This is a genomic window from Acinetobacter sp. YH12045 (genome assembly GCF_013419925.1).
Lineage (GTDB): Bacteria > Pseudomonadota > Gammaproteobacteria > Pseudomonadales > Moraxellaceae > Acinetobacter > Acinetobacter amyesii.
The window spans coordinates 1-17,857 of sequence record NZ_VOZE01000008.1; the positions used below are offsets into that span (position 1 = coordinate 1).

Annotated in this window: 16 protein-coding genes; 10 read left to right on the plus strand and 6 right to left on the minus strand. The window is 39.0% G+C overall.

What is annotated here, in order from left to right:
• Positions 1-288: 288 nt before the first annotated feature.
• Together FTU02_RS11330 and FTU02_RS11335 are read left to right on the plus strand one after the other, a co-directional pair.
• Positions 289-1,932 (plus strand): nitrite/sulfite reductase, encoded by a 1,644-nt coding sequence (locus FTU02_RS11330; RefSeq protein ID WP_111885012.1) that lies wholly within the window; start codon positions 289-291, stop codon positions 1,930-1,932.
• On the plus strand, positions 1,925-2,410 hold the full coding sequence (locus FTU02_RS11335) for a DUF934 domain-containing protein (protein ID WP_168379542.1): 486 nt from the start codon (positions 1,925-1,927) through the stop codon (positions 2,408-2,410). Before FTU02_RS11330 ends, FTU02_RS11335 begins: the two co-directional genes overlap by 8 nt.
• Before the next feature lie 70 nt (positions 2,411-2,480).
• Here FTU02_RS11335 and FTU02_RS11340 read toward each other — a convergent pair whose 3' ends face one another.
• From FTU02_RS11340 to FTU02_RS11350, 3 genes are all read right to left on the minus strand, one after another.
• Positions 2,481-2,930, minus strand: coding sequence for a VOC family protein (locus FTU02_RS11340; protein WP_180157181.1), 450 nt, complete (start codon positions 2,928-2,930; stop codon positions 2,481-2,483).
• Between the two features lie 156 nt (positions 2,931-3,086).
• Positions 3,087-4,262 (minus strand): acetyl-CoA C-acyltransferase, encoded by a 1,176-nt coding sequence (locus FTU02_RS11345; protein ID WP_180157182.1) that lies wholly within the window; start codon positions 4,260-4,262, stop codon positions 3,087-3,089.
• A gap of 113 nt (positions 4,263-4,375) precedes the next feature.
• The gene (locus tag FTU02_RS11350; RefSeq protein WP_180157183.1) at positions 4,376-4,897 is read right to left on the minus strand and encodes a GspH/FimT family pseudopilin; all 522 of its coding nucleotides are present in this window, start codon (positions 4,895-4,897) and stop codon (positions 4,376-4,378) included.
• Between the two features lie 378 nt (positions 4,898-5,275).
• On the opposite strand from FTU02_RS11350, the gene omp38 reads away from it, so the two are divergent.
• Together omp38 and FTU02_RS11360 are read left to right on the plus strand one after the other, a co-directional pair.
• Positions 5,276-6,334 carry an outer membrane protein Omp38 gene (gene omp38 / locus FTU02_RS11355; RefSeq protein ID WP_180077451.1) on the plus strand — a complete coding sequence of 353 codons (1,059 nt, stop codon included), beginning with the start codon at positions 5,276-5,278 and terminating at the stop codon, positions 6,332-6,334.
• Between the two features lie 431 nt (positions 6,335-6,765).
• Complete coding sequence (locus FTU02_RS11360; RefSeq protein WP_180157184.1) at positions 6,766-8,943, plus strand: TonB-dependent siderophore receptor; 2,178 nt, start codon at positions 6,766-6,768, stop codon at positions 8,941-8,943.
• A 65-nt stretch (positions 8,944-9,008) separates the two neighbouring features.
• On the opposite strand, the gene FTU02_RS11365 is transcribed toward FTU02_RS11360, so the two are convergent.
• Positions 9,009-10,073, minus strand: coding sequence for an aldehyde reductase (locus FTU02_RS11365; RefSeq protein ID WP_257232778.1), 1,065 nt, complete (start codon positions 10,071-10,073; stop codon positions 9,009-9,011).
• 315 nt (positions 10,074-10,388) lie between these two features.
• Complete coding sequence (locus FTU02_RS16470) at positions 10,389-10,670, minus strand: hypothetical protein (RefSeq protein ID WP_257230545.1); 282 nt, start codon at positions 10,668-10,670, stop codon at positions 10,389-10,391.
• Positions 10,671-11,161: 491 nt separating this feature from the next.
• On the opposite strand from FTU02_RS16470, the gene FTU02_RS11375 reads away from it, so the two are divergent.
• The 3 genes from FTU02_RS11375 (at position 11,162) to bfr (ending at position 13,776) form a co-directional block, all read left to right on the plus strand.
• Positions 11,162-11,650, plus strand: a complete 489-nt coding sequence (locus FTU02_RS11375) for an immunity 26/phosphotriesterase HocA family protein (protein WP_078194246.1) — start codon at positions 11,162-11,164, stop codon at positions 11,648-11,650.
• Positions 11,651-11,975: 325 nt separating this feature from the next.
• Positions 11,976-12,950: a 23S rRNA (adenine(1618)-N(6))-methyltransferase RlmF gene (rlmF, locus tag FTU02_RS11380; RefSeq protein ID WP_180157186.1), complete on the plus strand. Its 975-nt coding sequence runs from the start codon at positions 11,976-11,978 to the stop codon at positions 12,948-12,950.
• A gap of 361 nt (positions 12,951-13,311) precedes the next feature.
• Entirely contained in the window at positions 13,312-13,776 is a 465-nt protein-coding gene (bfr, locus tag FTU02_RS11385; protein WP_067762676.1) for a bacterioferritin, read from the plus strand.
• Positions 13,777-13,834: 58 nt separating this feature from the next.
• Here bfr and FTU02_RS11390 read toward each other — a convergent pair whose 3' ends face one another.
• Positions 13,835-14,368, minus strand: coding sequence for a peroxiredoxin (locus tag FTU02_RS11390; RefSeq protein ID WP_373684244.1), 534 nt, complete (start codon positions 14,366-14,368; stop codon positions 13,835-13,837).
• Positions 14,369-14,591: 223 nt separating this feature from the next.
• Here FTU02_RS11390 and FTU02_RS11395 point away from each other — a divergent pair, with 223 nt between their 5' ends.
• From FTU02_RS11395 to FTU02_RS11405, 3 genes are all read left to right on the plus strand, one after another.
• The gene (locus FTU02_RS11395; RefSeq protein ID WP_180157188.1) at positions 14,592-15,323 is read left to right on the plus strand and encodes a YqiA/YcfP family alpha/beta fold hydrolase; all 732 of its coding nucleotides are present in this window, start codon (positions 14,592-14,594) and stop codon (positions 15,321-15,323) included.
• An 86-nt stretch (positions 15,324-15,409) separates the two neighbouring features.
• Positions 15,410-16,702 carry an adenosylmethionine--8-amino-7-oxononanoate transaminase gene (gene bioA / locus FTU02_RS11400; protein ID WP_180157189.1) on the plus strand — a complete coding sequence of 431 codons (1,293 nt, stop codon included), beginning with the start codon at positions 15,410-15,412 and terminating at the stop codon, positions 16,700-16,702.
• Complete coding sequence (locus FTU02_RS11405) at positions 16,699-17,856, plus strand: 8-amino-7-oxononanoate synthase (RefSeq protein WP_180157191.1); 1,158 nt, start codon at positions 16,699-16,701, stop codon at positions 17,854-17,856. The genes bioA and FTU02_RS11405 overlap by 4 nt, the downstream gene beginning before the upstream one ends.
• The last annotated feature ends 1 nt before the right edge of the window (position 17,857 follow it).

Consider the following 17,857-nt stretch of genomic DNA (forward strand, 5'->3'; position numbering starts at 1 on the left):
GTTTCAGAAAGCTTCTTTGAATCGATATATTTCATCCGCAGATTATGCATGAATATTTAAAATTCTTCGGTACAAATAATCAGCAAGAGACTGTTCGTTTTTTGATTTATGAAAGAGGCTTAATATATTAATAAATAAAAAGTAAATGACCGGAATCCGCTATATCAGTGAAATTGCGACAGTCTTATCAATAAAATCGCTATTAAATATGTAAAAAACGCATTTTCTTGATAGATAAAATCTCGTTATGCTGTGCATTGTTATAATAGAAATTACTAGCTGTACGCCATGTATTTATATACTGATTTTGACCAGCAACTGGTTAATGAACGTGTTGCACAGTTCCGTGATCAAACGGAACGTTATTTAGCAGGTAAATTGACGGAAGATGAATACCGTCCACTGCGTCTTCAAAACGGCCTTTATGTACAGCGTTATGCACCGATGCTACGTATTGCAGTACCTTATGGCCTGATGAATTCTAAACAATTACGTAAAATTGCGTCATTGGCTCAGGACTATGACCGTGGTTATGCGCACGTATCTACTCGTCAAAACATTCAGTTTAACTGGCCTGCACTAGAAAATGTGCCTGATATGTTACAAGAGCTCGCATCTGTTCAAATGCATGCGATTCAAACTTCGGGTAACTGTATTCGTAACACAACTACTGACCAATATGCAGGTGTGGTTGCGGGTGAAATTGCTGACCCACGCCCAACGTGTGAATTGATTCGTCAATGGTCAACTTTCCACCCAGAATTCGCTTTCTTGCCACGTAAGTTCAAGATTGCAGTTTCAGCACTGGAAGAAACTGATCGTGCGGCAACGTCTTTCCATGATATCGGTGTGTATATCGTGAAAAATGAAGCAGGCGAGATTGGCTATAAAATCAAAGTTGGTGGTGGTTTAGGCCGTACACCAGTGATTGGTAGCTTTATTCGTGACTTCTTGCCACGTGAAGATTTGATTGCTTATTTAGAAGCGGTACTTCGTGTATACAACTTACACGGTCGTCGTGATAACAAATATAAAGCGCGTATCAAAATTTTGGTGAAAGCATTAACACCAGAAGTATTTGCAGAGAAAGTAGAAGCTGAATTTGCACATACCATCAAAACATTAAAAATTGATGCTGATACCTTGGCGAAAATGGATGAGAACTTCACACCATTTGATTACCAAGATTATGCAGATGAAGATTTCACAGAGCAATTTGCCGCAGAGCCGAAATTTAAACAATGGTTCAACATCAACACCAATGCACATAAAGTCAAAGGTTACCGCATCGTTACGATTTCTTTGAAACGTGCGGGTATTGCACCAGGCGATATGACTGTTGAAGAAATGAACCTGATTGCTGACTTGGCTGACAAATATACCTTTGGTGAGTTCCGTACCACACATGAGCAAAACATTGCGCTTGTAGATGTACCGCAAAAAGATTTGTTTGATCTATGGAAAATCCTTGATCAACATAATCTTGCACGTGCGCATATTGGATTCTTAACCGACATCATTTGCTGCCCAGGCGGTGATTTCTGTTCATTGGCAAATGCGAAATCGATTCCAATTTCTGAAGCCATTACACGTCGTTTTGATGACTTAGATACCATTTACAATTTAGGTAAATTGGATCTGAACATCTCTGGTTGTATGAATGCGTGTGGTCACCACCATGTCGGTAATATCGGTATTTTAGGTGTAGATAAAAAGGGTGCTGAGTTCTATCAAATCACTTTGGGTGGTAATGCCGACCATGATGCATCAATTGGTGACATCTTAGGCCCATCATTTGCAGCCGAAGTTGTACCAGACATCATTGAAGAAATCTTAAATACTTATCTAGACCTTCGTGCAGAAGGCGAAGAGTTTATTGATACTTACCGCCGTGTTGGCATCCAACCATTTAAGGAGCGTGCATATGCTTAATACAGCACTACAAGTCCTCTCTAAAGATGGCTCGATTGCAGACAATACTTACCAAGTCATTGGTGAAGATGGTGTGTTGCCACAAGGTGACGTGGTTTTAACAGTTGAGCAGTTAGATCAACTTGCGAATGTGTCTGGTAAAAAAGCACTTTTCGTAACGGTGGATGCTTCACCTGAAACCAATGAATTCCCGCTTGATCAGTTAGATGCAATCTTTATCGAGTTTGCTGGTTTTAATGATGGTCGTGGCTATTCATTTGCTGCATTGTTACGTCGCCAAGGTTTCCAAGGCGAACTACGTGCGACAGGTGATGTATTCAAAGACGTGTTGAACTACATGAAGCGTTCAGGTTTCGATACTTTTGTGGTGAAAGAAGGTAAAGATATTGCTGAAGCCGCTGCTGGCTTAGGTGATTTTACCAATCCATACCAAGCATCAACTGCTGTGCCGCAAGCACATTATCAAACAGGTGCTTAAGTAACTTGATTGATAAAAAAAGCCTCCATTCGGAGGCTTTTTTATAGATCGAAATACTTTTAATGAGTGATTATTCGTTTTCAAGCTGGCAATTGACCATCCATTTAATACCGAACTGATCGGTAAATGCACCATACAGTGCACCCCAAAAGGTCTTTTCGAGAGGCATTTCTATAGAGCCACTTTTGGACAATGCATCAAACAGTCGTTTGGCCTCAGCTTGTTCACTGCTTTCTAAATTAATCGAAATATAATGATTGCTGCCTACTGTAAAGGGTTGGTTAGTTTGTGCACAAAATTGTTCGCTGACATCAGAGGCCATCAGCACGGTAAATTCATTGATCGGTAGGGAAATATGCATAATTTTTTGCTGTTCTGCATCAGACAGTGAAATGCCTTCCTCAGCAGGCATATCACCATAACGCATTACATTGAGGAACTCTCCACCAAATACAGAACGATAAAAATTAAACGCTGCCTCGGTATTGCCTTGAAAATTCAAGTAGTGATTGAGCTGCATAATGGTCATCCATTTTTTATTATGTCGACATTTATTTTAAGAGCCCTTGCTGACCTGTATGTGAACAATTTATGTCTAAAATGTAAGCATAAAAAATCCCTCTTACAGAGGGATTTTCAGTCCCCCTCCTTTATTAAAGGAGGGGTTAGGGGAGGATTAAAGCAATTCAATCGCCACAGCAGTCGCTTCACCACCACCTATACATAGCGCTGCAATACCACGCTTACCACCTGTACGTTTTAAGGCATGGATCAACGTTAAAATAATGCGTGAACCTGTAGAACCAACAGGATGTCCAAGCGCACAAGCACCACCGTTGATATTTACTTTTTCAGCGTCTAATTTAAATTCATCAATTGGGCACATCGTGACCATAGCAAAGGCTTCATTGATTTCCCATAAATCGACATCAGCAACATTCCAACCCGATTTATCTAGAACTTTTTGAATTGCGCCCACAGGTGCAATGGTAAACTCGGATGGATGCTGAGAATTTGATGCATAAGCCACAATTTTTGCGAGCGGATTTAAACCTTTTGCTGAAGCTTGATCTGCTGATGTTAAAACTAAAGCAGACGCACCATCAGAAATAGAACTTGCATTGGCAGCGGTAATCGTTCCATCTTTAGCAAAAGCAGGGCGCAGCGTTGGAATTTTTTCGATATTAGCGTTAAAAGGCTGTTCGTCTTTATCGATAATCACATCGCCTTTACGACTCGAAACAGTGACAGGCACGATTTCGTCAGCAAAATATCCCTCAGTAATTGCAGTTTGCGCACGTTTAAGCGAGCGAATGGCGAAGTCATCCATTTGTTCACGTGTATAGCCTTTTGTGTTTGCCATATCCTGCGCAAAAGACCCCATAAGTCGGCCCGTTTCTGCATCTTCTAGGCCATCTAAGAACATATGATCTTTAACGTCACCGTGGCCCATACGGTAGCCAGCTCGTGCTTTGGTCAAAACATAAGGGGCATTGGTCATTGACTCCATACCACCTGCAACCACGACTTGAGCCGAACCTGCCTTAATCATATCTGCCGCTTGCATCACGGTCTTCATACCTGAACCACACAGCTTGTTGATGGTTACGGCACCAGTTGAATCTGGAAGACCGGCTTTACGCATCGCTTGACGGGCAGGACCTTGTTTCAGGCCAGCCGGAAGCACACAGCCCATAATGACTTCTTCAACATCTGTCGGTTGTAAACCCGCGCGTTCGATGGCTGCTTTAATCGTAACTGCGCCTAATTCTGGTGCAGTGACAGCGGCTAAACTCCCTTGAAAACCACCCATTGCTGTACGGGCACCATTCACGATGACGATATCAGTCATTACATGTCTCCATTTTCTTATACATTAATTTTTGAATACGTCAGCAGTATAAGTAAAATTGAACAGGAATAAAGCAAATTTAAAAGGCTGCTTTGGACTCACCGGTTCTCAAATTAGCAAGTGGCTGGGTTTTCAAATCGGATATGTCCCATTCGACTTAAGACTGCCCGGATCGGTTGAAGCGTTGATTTCGAACAGTAGTAGAAACTACCATTTGAACCATTGGGTAAACCGGAGCTAGCCTGAAAGGTTAGGCTCGGAATGTGTAAGGTCCCACGCCAAGACAGATCGCCATATTTTAAATTGAGTTTATCTTGCAGCAATATTTTTTCATTTGCGTCGACTTGACGGTTTTTATTACTGTCAATAAATATGATCAGACCACTGTTCCAGTTGTTAGGTTGGCAAAGTTTAAAGTTAAGACTAGGACAAATCACAATATTGGAATGATAAATAGTGGCCTGAGCCCGTGCGAATGCATTGTGATTCTGAATAGTCAATTTGATGTTATTCGCTTCTCGCTGCGCCATTAAATTGTTGAAATGTGGTAAAGCTATCGTCACGATAATGACCATAATCGCAATTGAGACCAAAAGTTCAAATAACGTAAAGCCGGTTTCTTTATTGTAAAGCATTGATTTAATCCAAAATTTAATATTATTTTTATATGTCTAATGTTATATGTGTTTTTAATGGCGATATTAATTTTGAGTATAGAATTTTATTACTCAATTTTAGATAAAGCTGTTAAAATGAAAATAGCAAGTGACAATAGGCGATTCACTGCTCAAAATTGAGTAAAAATTTACCGAATTACAACGGAAATTGTAAGTAATTTTGTCAATAATTTACTTGATTAGATTAATCAAGCACTTGGAAAAAGAATAAAGTGTTTGTATGATTCAGCGTGAATAGCTTAAAAAAAAAACTGGGGTATAAGAAAGCCTATCTCAGGATAGCCAATTTTTCGGCTTGAGCTTGAACAACAATTGTTATCTCTGGAGGATAAATCCATGAAAATGAGTCGTATTGCATTAGCAATGCTCGTAGCTGCTCCTTTAGCAGCTGCAAACGCAGGCGTAACTGTTACTCCATTAATGCTTGGTTACACTTTCCAAGATTCTCAACACAACAACAGCCGTGGTAACTTAACTGAAAGTCCTGAGCTACAAGATGACTTGTTTGTTGGTGCAGCACTTGGTGTTGAATTAACTCCATGGTTAGGTTTCGAAGCTGAATATAACCAAGTTAAAGGTGATGTAGACGTTGATTTCGGCGAATACAAACAAACTCAAATCAATGGTAACTTCTATGCTACTTCTGATTTGATCACTAAAAACTATGACAGCAAAGTTAAGCCATATGTATTGTTGGGTGCTGGTCACTACAAATACAAATTTGACGAAGCTGCTGCTCGTGGTTTAGCTCCATCTGCACAAGCTCGTGGTACTACTGAAGAAGGTACTTTGGGTAATGCTGGTTTAGGTGCTTTCTGGCGCTTAAACGATGCTTTATCTCTACGTACTGAAGCTCGTGCTACTTACAACATCGATGAAGATTTCTGGAACTACACAGCTTTAGCTGGTCTTAACGTAGTTCTTGGCGGTCACTTGAAACCTGCTGCTCCTGTAGTTGAAGTTGCTCCTGTAACTCCAGTTGCTCCAGTTGCTCCAGCTCCTCAAGAGTTGACTGAAGATCTTAACATGGAACTTCGTGTGTTCTTTGATACAAACAAATCAAACATCAAAGATCAATACAAACCTGAAATTGCTAAAGTAGCTGAAAAATTAGGTGAATACCCTAATGCTACAGCTAACATCGAAGGTCACACAGATAACACTGGTCCACGTGCTCTAAACGAACGTTTATCACTAGCTCGTGCTAACTCTGTTAAATCTTCACTTGTTAACGAATACAACGTTGACCCAGCTCGTTTATCTACTCAAGGTTTCGCGTGGGATCAACCGATCGCTGACAACAACACTAAAGAAGGCCGTGCTATGAACCGTCGCGTATTCGCTACGATTTCTGGTAGCCGTACTGTAGTGGCTCAACCTGGTCAAGCTCAATAATTTGAGTTTAACTTCGGTTAGAAAAAAGCGGCTCTTTTGAGTCGCTTTTTTTTGTTAAAAATTTAAAAAAGGAGATTTAAATTTGGCTAAAAGGCACTAACGCAAAAGCGTTATTTACTTTTAAATAATCGTTGGATGTAAAAGGATTTATCTATTCATGTGGCAATTAACCATGTAAAAATTCAAACTATTTGTATATTAATTAATCATTTATTTGCCTTAGAGCTTTAATTGAACATACACAGTTTTTGATTTAATTTTTTATAATATTAATTAAAAACAAATATTTACATTTATTTTATCTACAATTTATAAAAAATGAATAATTATATTTTTCATTAAAAAAATATAATTATCGGGATTCATGATGCAGTTAAGAATTATTATAAATATAATAATGATTCTTATTCAAATAAATTAAGCGTTCAACAATGATCAATTTTCCAAAAACTCATTTAGTCCGTGCGATTTCAATCGCGATCTTAGGGGTGGGCACATCTGCAGTAGTAAATGCAGCAGAGCGAACCGTGCTTGAAACAATTGAAATTGAGGTACCTGCAGAAAAGCAACTTGCAAATGGTAAGTTGAAAGCGCAGACAGAACTTGGTGCTTTGGGAAATAAAAAAATTGTTGATACGCCATTTAGCGTTGCTGCATATAGTGAAAAGTTAATTGAAGAACAGCAGGCTACGACTGTTGGTGAAGTATTAAAAAATGATGCGAGTATCCGTATTACAACCAACCAAGGCCATTTAAACGAAAACTTTAATATTCGTGGCTTTGACATCAATCACGATGACATTGCACTCAATGGTATGTACGGTATGGCGCCTTATGGACGCGTACCGACTGAATTTCTAGATTCGGTAACGGTTTTAAAAGGCCCGAATGCCTTGGTTGCAGGTATGTCGCCTGCTGGCGGGGTCGGTGGTGTGGTCATCGCTAAAACTAAGCGTGCAGATAAAGAAAAAACTCAAGTTTCAGCTTCAATGGAAGAAGGTTGTTTTTACCAATCAGGTTTTGACGTTTCGCGACGTTTTGGTGCTGAAAAAGAATTTGGTCTACGTGTGAATGGTGCTTATGGTCAAGGTGAGCACATTATTGAAGGCATGGAAGATAAACATGCATCAGGTGCAATTGCTGCAGACTATACAACGGATAAGTTAAAACTTAATTTTGATGCCTATGCGGTACGTGATGATCGTAATGGTGGGTCACCTGCAATGGTCGCGTTCGGCGTGAAAGACGCACATGGTCATATCTATAATGGCGTACTTGATGCGCCTAAAGGCGATACCAATTATTTTAGTAATTTAGAAGGTCATACAGATAGTGAGTTTGTAGGATTAAGTGGTGAATATGCATTTACACCTGATTTAAATGTGTATGCAGGTGTAGGGCATATTGAAAAGGCCTATAGCGGACACATTTTTGGTACGCGTCTTATCGTAGGGCAAGCTGATGGTCATGCTACTTCACAGTACTATCGTACAGGGTCATCTGAGTCGATTACATCAGCCAATACAGGTTTCCAATATAAGTTTAATACAGGTGCTGTAAAACATGCCTTAAATATAAGAGCTGACTACTTGACCAAAGAAACAGATCAGCATGTGAAAGCGACGCAAGAGAATATTGAGTCAACCAATTTATATGATCCTAACACCACTATCGGTATGCCTTCAGCTTATCCTGTGGTTCAACCAAACTTAGACAATAAATATGTCAGCTATACGGTGTCTGATCAGATTTCGATGTTAAATGATAAATTGCAGCTGATTGTTGGTGCACGCTATCAGGATATCGATACCAAGAATTTACAAAGAAAGACTGGCTATCAAGATGATAAAATTTCGCCTAGCTTAGGTGTCGTGGTTAAACCTTTTGGTGAGAATCTTTCTATTTATGCAAACTATGTAGAGGGACTTTCTGAAGGGGTAACGGTGAATAACGTTGCAGATGCCAACAATAATGTCACCTTTGCGCCATTCCAAACCAAACAATATGAATTGGGTGCAAAATATCAAGCAGGTTCTTGGTTGAATACATTTGCCCTTTATCAAATTAAAAAACCATCGACCATGGTATCTTCATATTCTGATGGTCAACCCAACAGTACAATCAATCAAATTACCACAGATGATGCAGAAACACGTTCACGTGGTGTGGAGTGGGCATTTTCAGGAGAGATTTATACAGGTCTAAATCTGATGGGTAGTTTGGCTTATATCGATGCTGAATATACCAAAGCAGCGGTGAAAAATGGTGTAACTAATCAAGGCAATACGGTATATGGTATTCCTGACTTTACCGCAACGCTTGGCTTAGATTATGCGGTACCTTATGTAGATGGTTTAAATGTGAATGCGCGTGCAAATTATGTGAGTGAACAGTATTTAAATGAAACCAATACACTTAAACTGCCAGACTACACAATTTTAGATCTTGGTGCGCGTTATAAAACCAATTTGGGTGGTGTAAATACTACATTCTTAGCCAATGTTGATAACGTGACTGATGAGCAATATTGGGAAGGTACATTTAACTCAGGTTATGCCTTAGTGGGTGGCCCACGTACCTATAAAGTTGGTGTGACTTTTGATTTCTAAGTTAGATTAGTTTTTTGAATATAAAAAGCCACCTATTTAAGGTGGCTTTTTTGTTGATGAGTGATTCACGGAATATATTGCTTAACCACACCGTCATCGAGGAGTTGTTGGAAATGTTCAACCACACTGTTTTGAATATTGCGGTATTCGATCCCTAATTCTTTCTTGCTCTTATCTGCATTAAAGTAAATTGGGTAGCCCATATTGAGTTCAACAAATTTACGAGGAAAGCCGGCAAGAGGGCCAAATGCCTTAAAGGCAAACTTCGGTAAGGTATTGCGCGGAAATGGAAATTTATTCCCAAAATGTGCGCGTAATAATTTGCCCATGTCTAATAAACTTAAAGTACCACCGCTAATGATATAACGACCTGATGCTTTAGGGGTTAATGCTGCTTGTACGTGCGCTTCGGCGACATCACGGACATCGACAATTCCATTCCACATTGGTGGAACACCCGCCAAAGTCATACCATTGGCAAACTGTTGTAGCACTTCAACGCTTCCTGACTGTGTTGACGCAGTTAAAGATGGCCCCATGACCAATGCTGGATTGACACAGACCAGATCCCAACGGTTTTGTACTTTTTGCATTTCCCACGCTTTGCGCTCAGCCATCACTTTTGAATATGGATAAGGCTGATGAGTTTCTGAACTGGAGGTATTCCAATGCGATTCATCAAATTCATTATGCTCGGTCTGTAGAATATCAATGGCATCACCATAGGTTGATGCGATACTTGAAGTCACGACAACACGTTTTACTGACTCAGTTTTATTGACACTGTTGAGCACATTTTCAGTGCCTAAAATAGCCGGTTCAATAATATCTTTTATTGCGTCTTTATAATTGGTGACGACAAATGGAGATGCCATGTGGATCACAATGTCACAACCTTGCATGGCTGAATCAAATGCACCTTCATCCAATAAATTTGCTTGAAACAGTTTTAAAGTGCCAGTTGTATCAGCTGCAATTTTTTCGAGGTGTGCAAAACCTGATGTTTTATTCAGATCGCGAACAGTGGCATGCACTGTATGGCCTAATTCAAGTAGGTTCTTAATGACCCAACTGGCAATATAGCCTGTCGCGCCTGTGACGAGTATCTGTTTTGTTGTCTTGCTATTCATATTCTTCAACTTTAATAGACGCATTTTTTTATCATATTGAGAATATTTAGTTTTGTCTTTGATTGATTTGAAAAAATATATGTTGATGATTGGGTTTAATGCGCACTAAATTCAGCAGAGAATGCTGTAAAAGTACTTTTTTATTGATCTTAAAAACGTAAATATGGGATGAATGTTGGATAGATGTATATTCTTATGAGTATGGATGCAAAATCTCACAGAAAAATGGACAAAGAGTCATATCTAACTTGTGCGCTTTAATTTAAAGCCTAGATCTTAGGTCTTGGTTTTTTATTTCGTATAACCTCTATGATGTTAAATAGGCTTCAAAAGCCACCCATGAATGACATTAATCTGATGCTGTATAGCATCTATTAAATGAGGTGAATTTTCGATTGTCCATGTTTCATCGCACCAGTCACAAGCGTCATAGAGGTCACCTATCCATTCGGGATAGTAAGCTATGTTATTTTCAAGTCCTCTTGGTGCATCAAGGAACCCTTTTTCTAAATTACTAAAAATTTTACATAGCTTAAGAGGGTTTAAATTACCATTTTTATAGTCAGCTAAAACATCTAAAAAGAATTTAGCTGCCAATATTTCGGCTTCTAAACAATTGGATGAAAATTCAGAATCTTTTATCTGTATTACACTGAGTAATAGTGGTTCATAATTAGGATATAGTTCAAGTAATTCAGCAGGAGTATTTTCATTGTTATCAATATATTCAATTAATTTTTTCTACTTTCTGAGTAAGAATATTCTCCATAATAAAGTTCTATATATAACGCTTTTAATGTCATTGATTATTCCAACTGATTCTTGATTTTCTCTAAAATTAGCATAATACACGTGATGCGAAGTTGAAAAAATTGATACTATAGACTTAATTTTTATATATTTTTTAAATTTAAAGCCTAGATCTTCGGTCTAGGCTTCTTCATTTTGTATAACAGCCATTATGTTAAATAGTTTATTTCTATTAGCTTCTGTAAAGCTCAATAGTAAATTAAGCTAGTTTCTTAATGTGACAGAACCTTATTATTTGCAGGAATGTATTTGAGATTTTGGTAAGTAGATCAGAAATTATGGAACAAAGAACAAAACGTAAGAGAATTAAAGAAGGTGATGTGATTGCAATTAATTTGGGGAATCTAAGCTATGGCTATGGCATAGTTTTAAAATCTCCATTGGCAGGGTTCTACAATTTACAGACGAAAAATTTAGAGTTGAATGTTAATTTCATAACATCACATTCGATTTTGTTTAAAGTACCTGTCATGAATTACGCATTTAAATCCGAGAAATGGCATATTATTGGGAATGTAGAATTAAATGACGATTTAAAACAGAAGGTTTACTTCTTTAAGCAAGATATGTTTGATCATTCAATTTCTATTTATTATGAAGATGGAACTGAAGGTATCGATATTCCAGCAACATATGAAGAAGTAAAAGATTTGGAACGTGCTGCTGTATGGGATCCTGAACATGTAGAAGATCGTTTAAGAGATCATTTTAATGGTGTTCCGAATGAGTGGGTTAAACAATTACGCCCTAAACCCTCTGCATCTTAAAATTAACATAATACACCTTATACGAAATTCTATTTTTTATTTCATATAAATCAATATCTTATACTTATATAAAAAGCCCAATCATCAACGATGGGGCTTTTTGTTGATTCTTCATGTTTCACGGTTTTGTTTAATGATATAGCAAACAAAAATGTCCAGATTAAATATGAATAGTTATCCAAGTCGTTATTCATTCTGAAGATAGACAAATAACAGGATTGGGGCGTCATTGATGGTCAAATTCACGTACAATATTGACTAATTTGTAGGTATAGATCCTGCCTTATCAGATAATTCTGTTCTCCCGTTGAATATTGGCATACACATGGCGCAAGCAAAGAAATCTTTTCCGCAGCAAAAATCGGAATTACATACAAGAAATCTGCATCGCAGTCGTTACGATTTTCCTCAGTTGATACAGAGCTGTCCAGAACTTACGCCTTTTGTCAGCCCAAATAAATATAATGATTTATCGGTAGATTTTTCTGATCCACACGCTGTGAAAATACTCAATAAAGCATTGCTTAAGCATTTTTATGGCATTCAATATTGGGATATTCCCAAAGATTTTCTTTGCCCGCCTATTCCGGGCAGGGCTGACTATATTCACTATTTGGCTGACTTGTTGAGTGCCAACAATAAAGCTCAGATTCCAACTGGACACGCTGTTCAAGTTTTAGATATTGGGGTTGGCGCGAACTGTATTTATCCGATTATTGGTCATCGCAGCTATGGCTGGAAATTTGTAGGCTCAGACATACATGCTGCATCGGTTAAAAGTGCTCAATTTATTGTGGAGGCTAATCCGAATCTGCGTAAAGGCATTCAGATTCGATTGCAGAAAAAAGCGAGCAATATTTTTAATGGTGTGATTAAACCTTCAGATCGTTTTGATTTGACCATGTGTAATCCACCATTTCATGCCTCGCAAGATGAAGCCAACGCGACAGCAACGCAAAAATTAAGAAAACTGGGCAAGCCAGTTGATCGGAGCAAGGTGGTATTAAACTTTGGCGGTCAAAAGAACGAACTCTGGTGTGATGGCGGCGAAGAGCGATTTGTCTGCCAAATGGTACAAGAGAGCATCCAGTTTGCTGAACAATGTCTTTGGTTTAGTACGCTGGTTTCCAAGAAAACAACATTGCCAGTGCTTTTAAAGGCCTTAGCGAAGAGCGGTGCAGTGGATGTGAAAACCATTAAAATGACGCAGGGACAAAAAGAAAGCCGTTTTGTCGCTTGGACTTTTCTAGATTTAAGGCAACAGCAAGCGTGGAAGAATGCACGTTGGACTTCAGCTTAAGTCTGTCTTCGTTGGAGATTTTCGCCTTGTCTTTGACTGCAATGCATAGGGTATCAATATAAAGTTTCCCATATCGATAAGCACCGTGTGTTGAATCAATCAGGAGATATTTTTGCTAAACAAGACGCATTGTTAATTGTTACAAAAAACAGCATCCAGCGATTTTTGATTATTTCGTGTTCTAAATGCCTTAAATTTTCTGCAAGGGCTTCTTTTATATGTGAAAAATGCGCGGAATTGAACTGCAAATGCGTATGTTTATCATTTAAATTTTATATAAATCATAAACTTACAAAAATTATATTTTGCATTCATTTTGAAACTTGTCCATAATATTTGAAAAGGGTATGGAGTGAAGAAAATGCGTGGCAATCCAGAAGTCGTAGACTACTTAAATATGCTGATCGGTGGCGAACTGGCTGCTCGTGATCAATACTTAATTCATTCCCGTATGTATGAAGATTGGGGCTTAAGTAAAATCTTTGAACGTATCGATCATGAAAGCCAAGAAGAAGGCTCACATGCAGATGCATTGATTCGTCGCGTATTGTTCCTTGAAGGAACGCCGAATATGAATCGTGATGATATTGAAGTCGGTACAGACGTTGTGACTTGTTTAAAAGCGGATTTGGCGCTTGAATATCATGTTCGTGAGAAACTTGCTCAAGGCGTAAAATTGTGTGAAGAAAAGGGTGACTATGTGACCCGTGATATGCTCCGTCAGCAAATGTCAGATACTGAAGAAGATCATACCTACTGGCTTGAAAAGCAAATGCGTTTGATCGAACTCATTGGTCTTCCAAACTATATTCAGTCTCAAATGTAATTTAAAAAATATCAAAATAAACCCAGCTTCTGCTGGGTTTTTTATTGGACCATGAAAACTATTGTTGTAGTTTTTTAATATCTGTCAGGACCTTCGCCGCGTGTGTCTGTGCATTCACGCTGGTATAGTGATAAACAATAATGCCTTTCGGATCAATGAGAAAGGTTTCACGTTTGGCAACTTTTAAAATCCCTAAGTTTCGTACAATACCTAACTGTGTAGCCAGCTTATGTTGCTGGTCGGCAAGAATTGGAAAGGGAAGTCCCAGTGCTTTAGAGAACTTTTGATGTGAAGCAACATCATCTAAGCTTGCGCCAAAAACAACCGCATTAGTTTTTAAAAATTGTGGATACAGGGTTTTAAATTGATTGGCTTCTTCTGTACAACCGGGTGAGTTGTCTTTGGGGTAAAAGTACAGAACAAGCCATTTCCCTTGATATTGCTTCAGTTCGTGCCATTTTCCATTTTGATCTTGCAATTTAAAGTTGGGTGCGGGTGTGCCTACCCATTGTTTTTGTTTGTTTTGACTGGTGCTGAGTATTGATGTTTCGGCAACTGTGATTTGGGTAGTTGCTATTAAAGCACATGTCATGAAACAGATTTTTAGCAATGAAGAAACTTTCATAGAGCATCAGTTTATATCGTTCTTTATCCGATCTTAGCAAATTTTAAAGCGCTGTAGGCTAGCTGATTTTATATTTATCAAAGTCGATTTCGAATGTCTTTTGGCAAACCGGTTGATGTGCTGAAATGCCACTATCAAACGTGCTCTGAACTTTTATACTATTTGGAATCGTTTAATTTTAGAGTTTGCATTGAAACAACAGATTTTACTTATTACTGGTTGGGGCGGCGGTCGTAAATTACTTGCTCCTTTACAGCAGGCATTGATCGCTCAAGGTTATCAGGTCGAATTATGGAATATTTTTGATGCCTTAAATCTAGCAGTGCTGGAACAGAAAGTTGAATTGGCGCAGCAATTTGATGTGATTATTGGCTGGTCCCTTGGTGGTCAATTGGCGACGATTTTGGTAGATGAAATTCAAAAAAAATATCAACAACAGAAAGTGCTGATCACATTAGGTTCAAATCCAAGTTTTGTGGCTGATGAACAGTGGCCTGCTGCGATGGATCAAGTCAGTTTTCAAAGCTTCAAACAATCTTTCGAGCAGGATGCAATTTCGACCCTAAAAAAGTTTGGTTATATGGTTTGTCAGGGTACTGATAGCAGCAAGCAAGATTTCATCACCTTGCAAAGTTTGATTCAAGCGCAAAATTTAGATGTGCTTCGAGCAGGATTGAACTGTTTGGAGAAGCTTAATAATGTCAGTATCTTGAAAAATTACACTGGTCATCAATACCATTTGTTTGCTAAGCAAGATTTTTTAGTTAGTTACAAAGTTGAACGCTTACTGCGTAATTTAGCTGTAAAGTTTTTGGAGACTGAATTGGTTTCTGGCTCACATGGCTTTCCATTGTTTCAATCTGAAGTCATAAGTTGCAAAATCTGCCAATATTTAAAGAAAATAGAACAAATCTCTGACTAGCTGGGCTTTATGGCAATTTATTTTTCATTGCCGTGGGTTTAACATCTTGCCACATTGACGTTTAAGCCTGATACATGGAGTGAGGGATGGCCAATTTAACCGATCTACAATTTGATCAGCAGCATATTTGGCATCCCTATACATCGATGACTCAGCCCCTTCCAACGTTTAAAGTGAAACGTGCGCAAGGGGTGATGATTGAGCTTGAAGATGGTCGTCAATTGATTGATGGCATGTCTTCATGGTGGTGTGCGATTCATGGTTATAACCATCCTGAGCTAAATCAAGCTGTGACCGATCAACTGCAACAGATGTCTCATATCATGTTTGGTGGATTGACACATGATCCCGCGATTCAACTGGCTAAATTACTGTTAAAAATCACACCGCCCAGTTTAGATAAAATCTTCTTTGCTGATTCAGGTTCGGTTGCTGTCGAAGTAGCCTTGAAAATGGCAGTGCAGTATTGGGCATCTTTACATCAACCGAATAAAACCAATTTTGTCACACCACGTTCTGGCTATCATGGCGACACTTGGAATGCGATGTCTGTGTGTGATCCCGTGACAGGGATGCATCAAATTTTTGGTTCAAGTTTGCCAAATCGAATTTTTGTTCCTGCGCCGCAAGTTGGCTTTGACCAAGCGTGGAATCCTGCGGATATTGCTGAACTAGAAAAGACTCTCTCTGAACAGCATGAAAATATTGCGGGATTGATTCTTGAGCCGATTGTGCAAGGTGCGGGAGGCATGCGTTTCTACCACCCTGAATATTTACGTCAAGCTAAATTACTCTGTGAGAAATATCAGGTCTTATTGATTTTTGATGAAATTGCCACAGGCTTTGGCCGTACCGGAAAATTATTTGCATGGGAATGGGCTGAAGTTGAGCCGGACATTATGTGTATTGGCAAAGGCTTGACTGGCGGATATATGACTTTGTCAGCAGCTCTGACTACCAAGTATATCGCAGAAACCATTAGTCAAGGTGAGGCAGGTGTATTTATGCATGGGCCAACCTTTATGGCAAATCCTTTGGCTTGCGCTGTGGCTGTAAAAAGTACCGAACTACTGCTGTCTCGAGATTGGCAAGTGAATATTCGACGTATCGAAACACAATTTAAGTTTCATTTACCAGCACTTTCATCGCTTGAACATGTCAAAGATGTGCGAATACTTGGTGCAATTGGTGTGGTGGAATTGACCTTTAATGTAGATATGAAAACCCTACAACAGGAGTTTGTCCGTCGTGGTATTTGGATTCGTCCATTCGGTAAGCTGGTTTATGTTATGCCCCCATATATTATTTCAGAGCATGAATTAAAAAATTTGTTAGAACACATGGTTGAGGTGGTGAAAAACATGGTGCAGCCAGCATGAATCTGCTCAACCATTTTTCAGATCAACTTGATCAACTAAAACAGCAAGGCAACTTACGTCAGTTCACTTCAAATCATCAGCATGATCGTTACATTAGTATTCACGATCATACCATGTTGAATTTAGCGTCAAATGACTATTTAGGTTTGGCTTCAAACCTTCGTCTACGTGAACAGTTTTTTGATGAAACCCCGAACGCACAGCGTTGGATGAGTTCATCCTCATCGCGTTTATTGACAGGAAACTTTTCTGAATATGAACAACTTGAATCAACATTAAGTGATGCCTTTCATGGTCGATCTGCACTGTTATTTAACAGCGGCTATCATATGAATATCGGGATTTTACCTGCACTGGTAGACAGTAAAACCTTGATATTGGCGGATAAGTTAATTCATGCCAGTTTGATTGATGGCATCCGATTATCGACTGCGAAATATGTACGTTATCGCCATAATGATTTGGCGCATCTTTCTCAGCTTATATGCAAATATCATGAAGATGAGGCTTATGAGCGGATCATTGTGGTGACTGAATCGATTTTCAGCATGGATGGTGATGAAACCGATTTGGCTGAACTGGTACGGATCAAAAAACAATTTCCCAAAGTGATTTTGTATGTCGATGAGGCGCATGCAATCGGTGTGCGCGGTGAGCGTGGTTTAGGCTGTGCTGAACAATATCAGGTGATTGATGATATTGATCTTTTAGTCGGGACATTTGGTAAAGCACTGGCTTCAATAGGGGGGTATCTCATGTGTCATGCGATTATTCGTGACTATTTGATTAACTCGATGCGACCGTTGATTTTTAGTACTGCACAGCCCCCGATCTGTATGGCGTGGACAGATTTTATTTTCAAGAACGTTTTAAATTTAAAAGCAGAGCGTCACCATTTACAGCAAATCAGTCAAAATTTGCAACAAGCGGTGCAAGCCAAAGGTTTTGATTGTCCATCTACATCACATATTGTGCCGGTCATTATTGGCGAGTCGAATAAAACTGTTGCCAAGGCTCAAGCTTTGCAAGCGGCAGGTTTTTATATCATGCCTGTACGTCCACCCACTGTGCCGCAGCATAGTTCGCGCTTACGCATTTCACTCACTGCTCAGATTACACAAACTGATTTGGATCAGTTGACTCAATTGTTGTGAG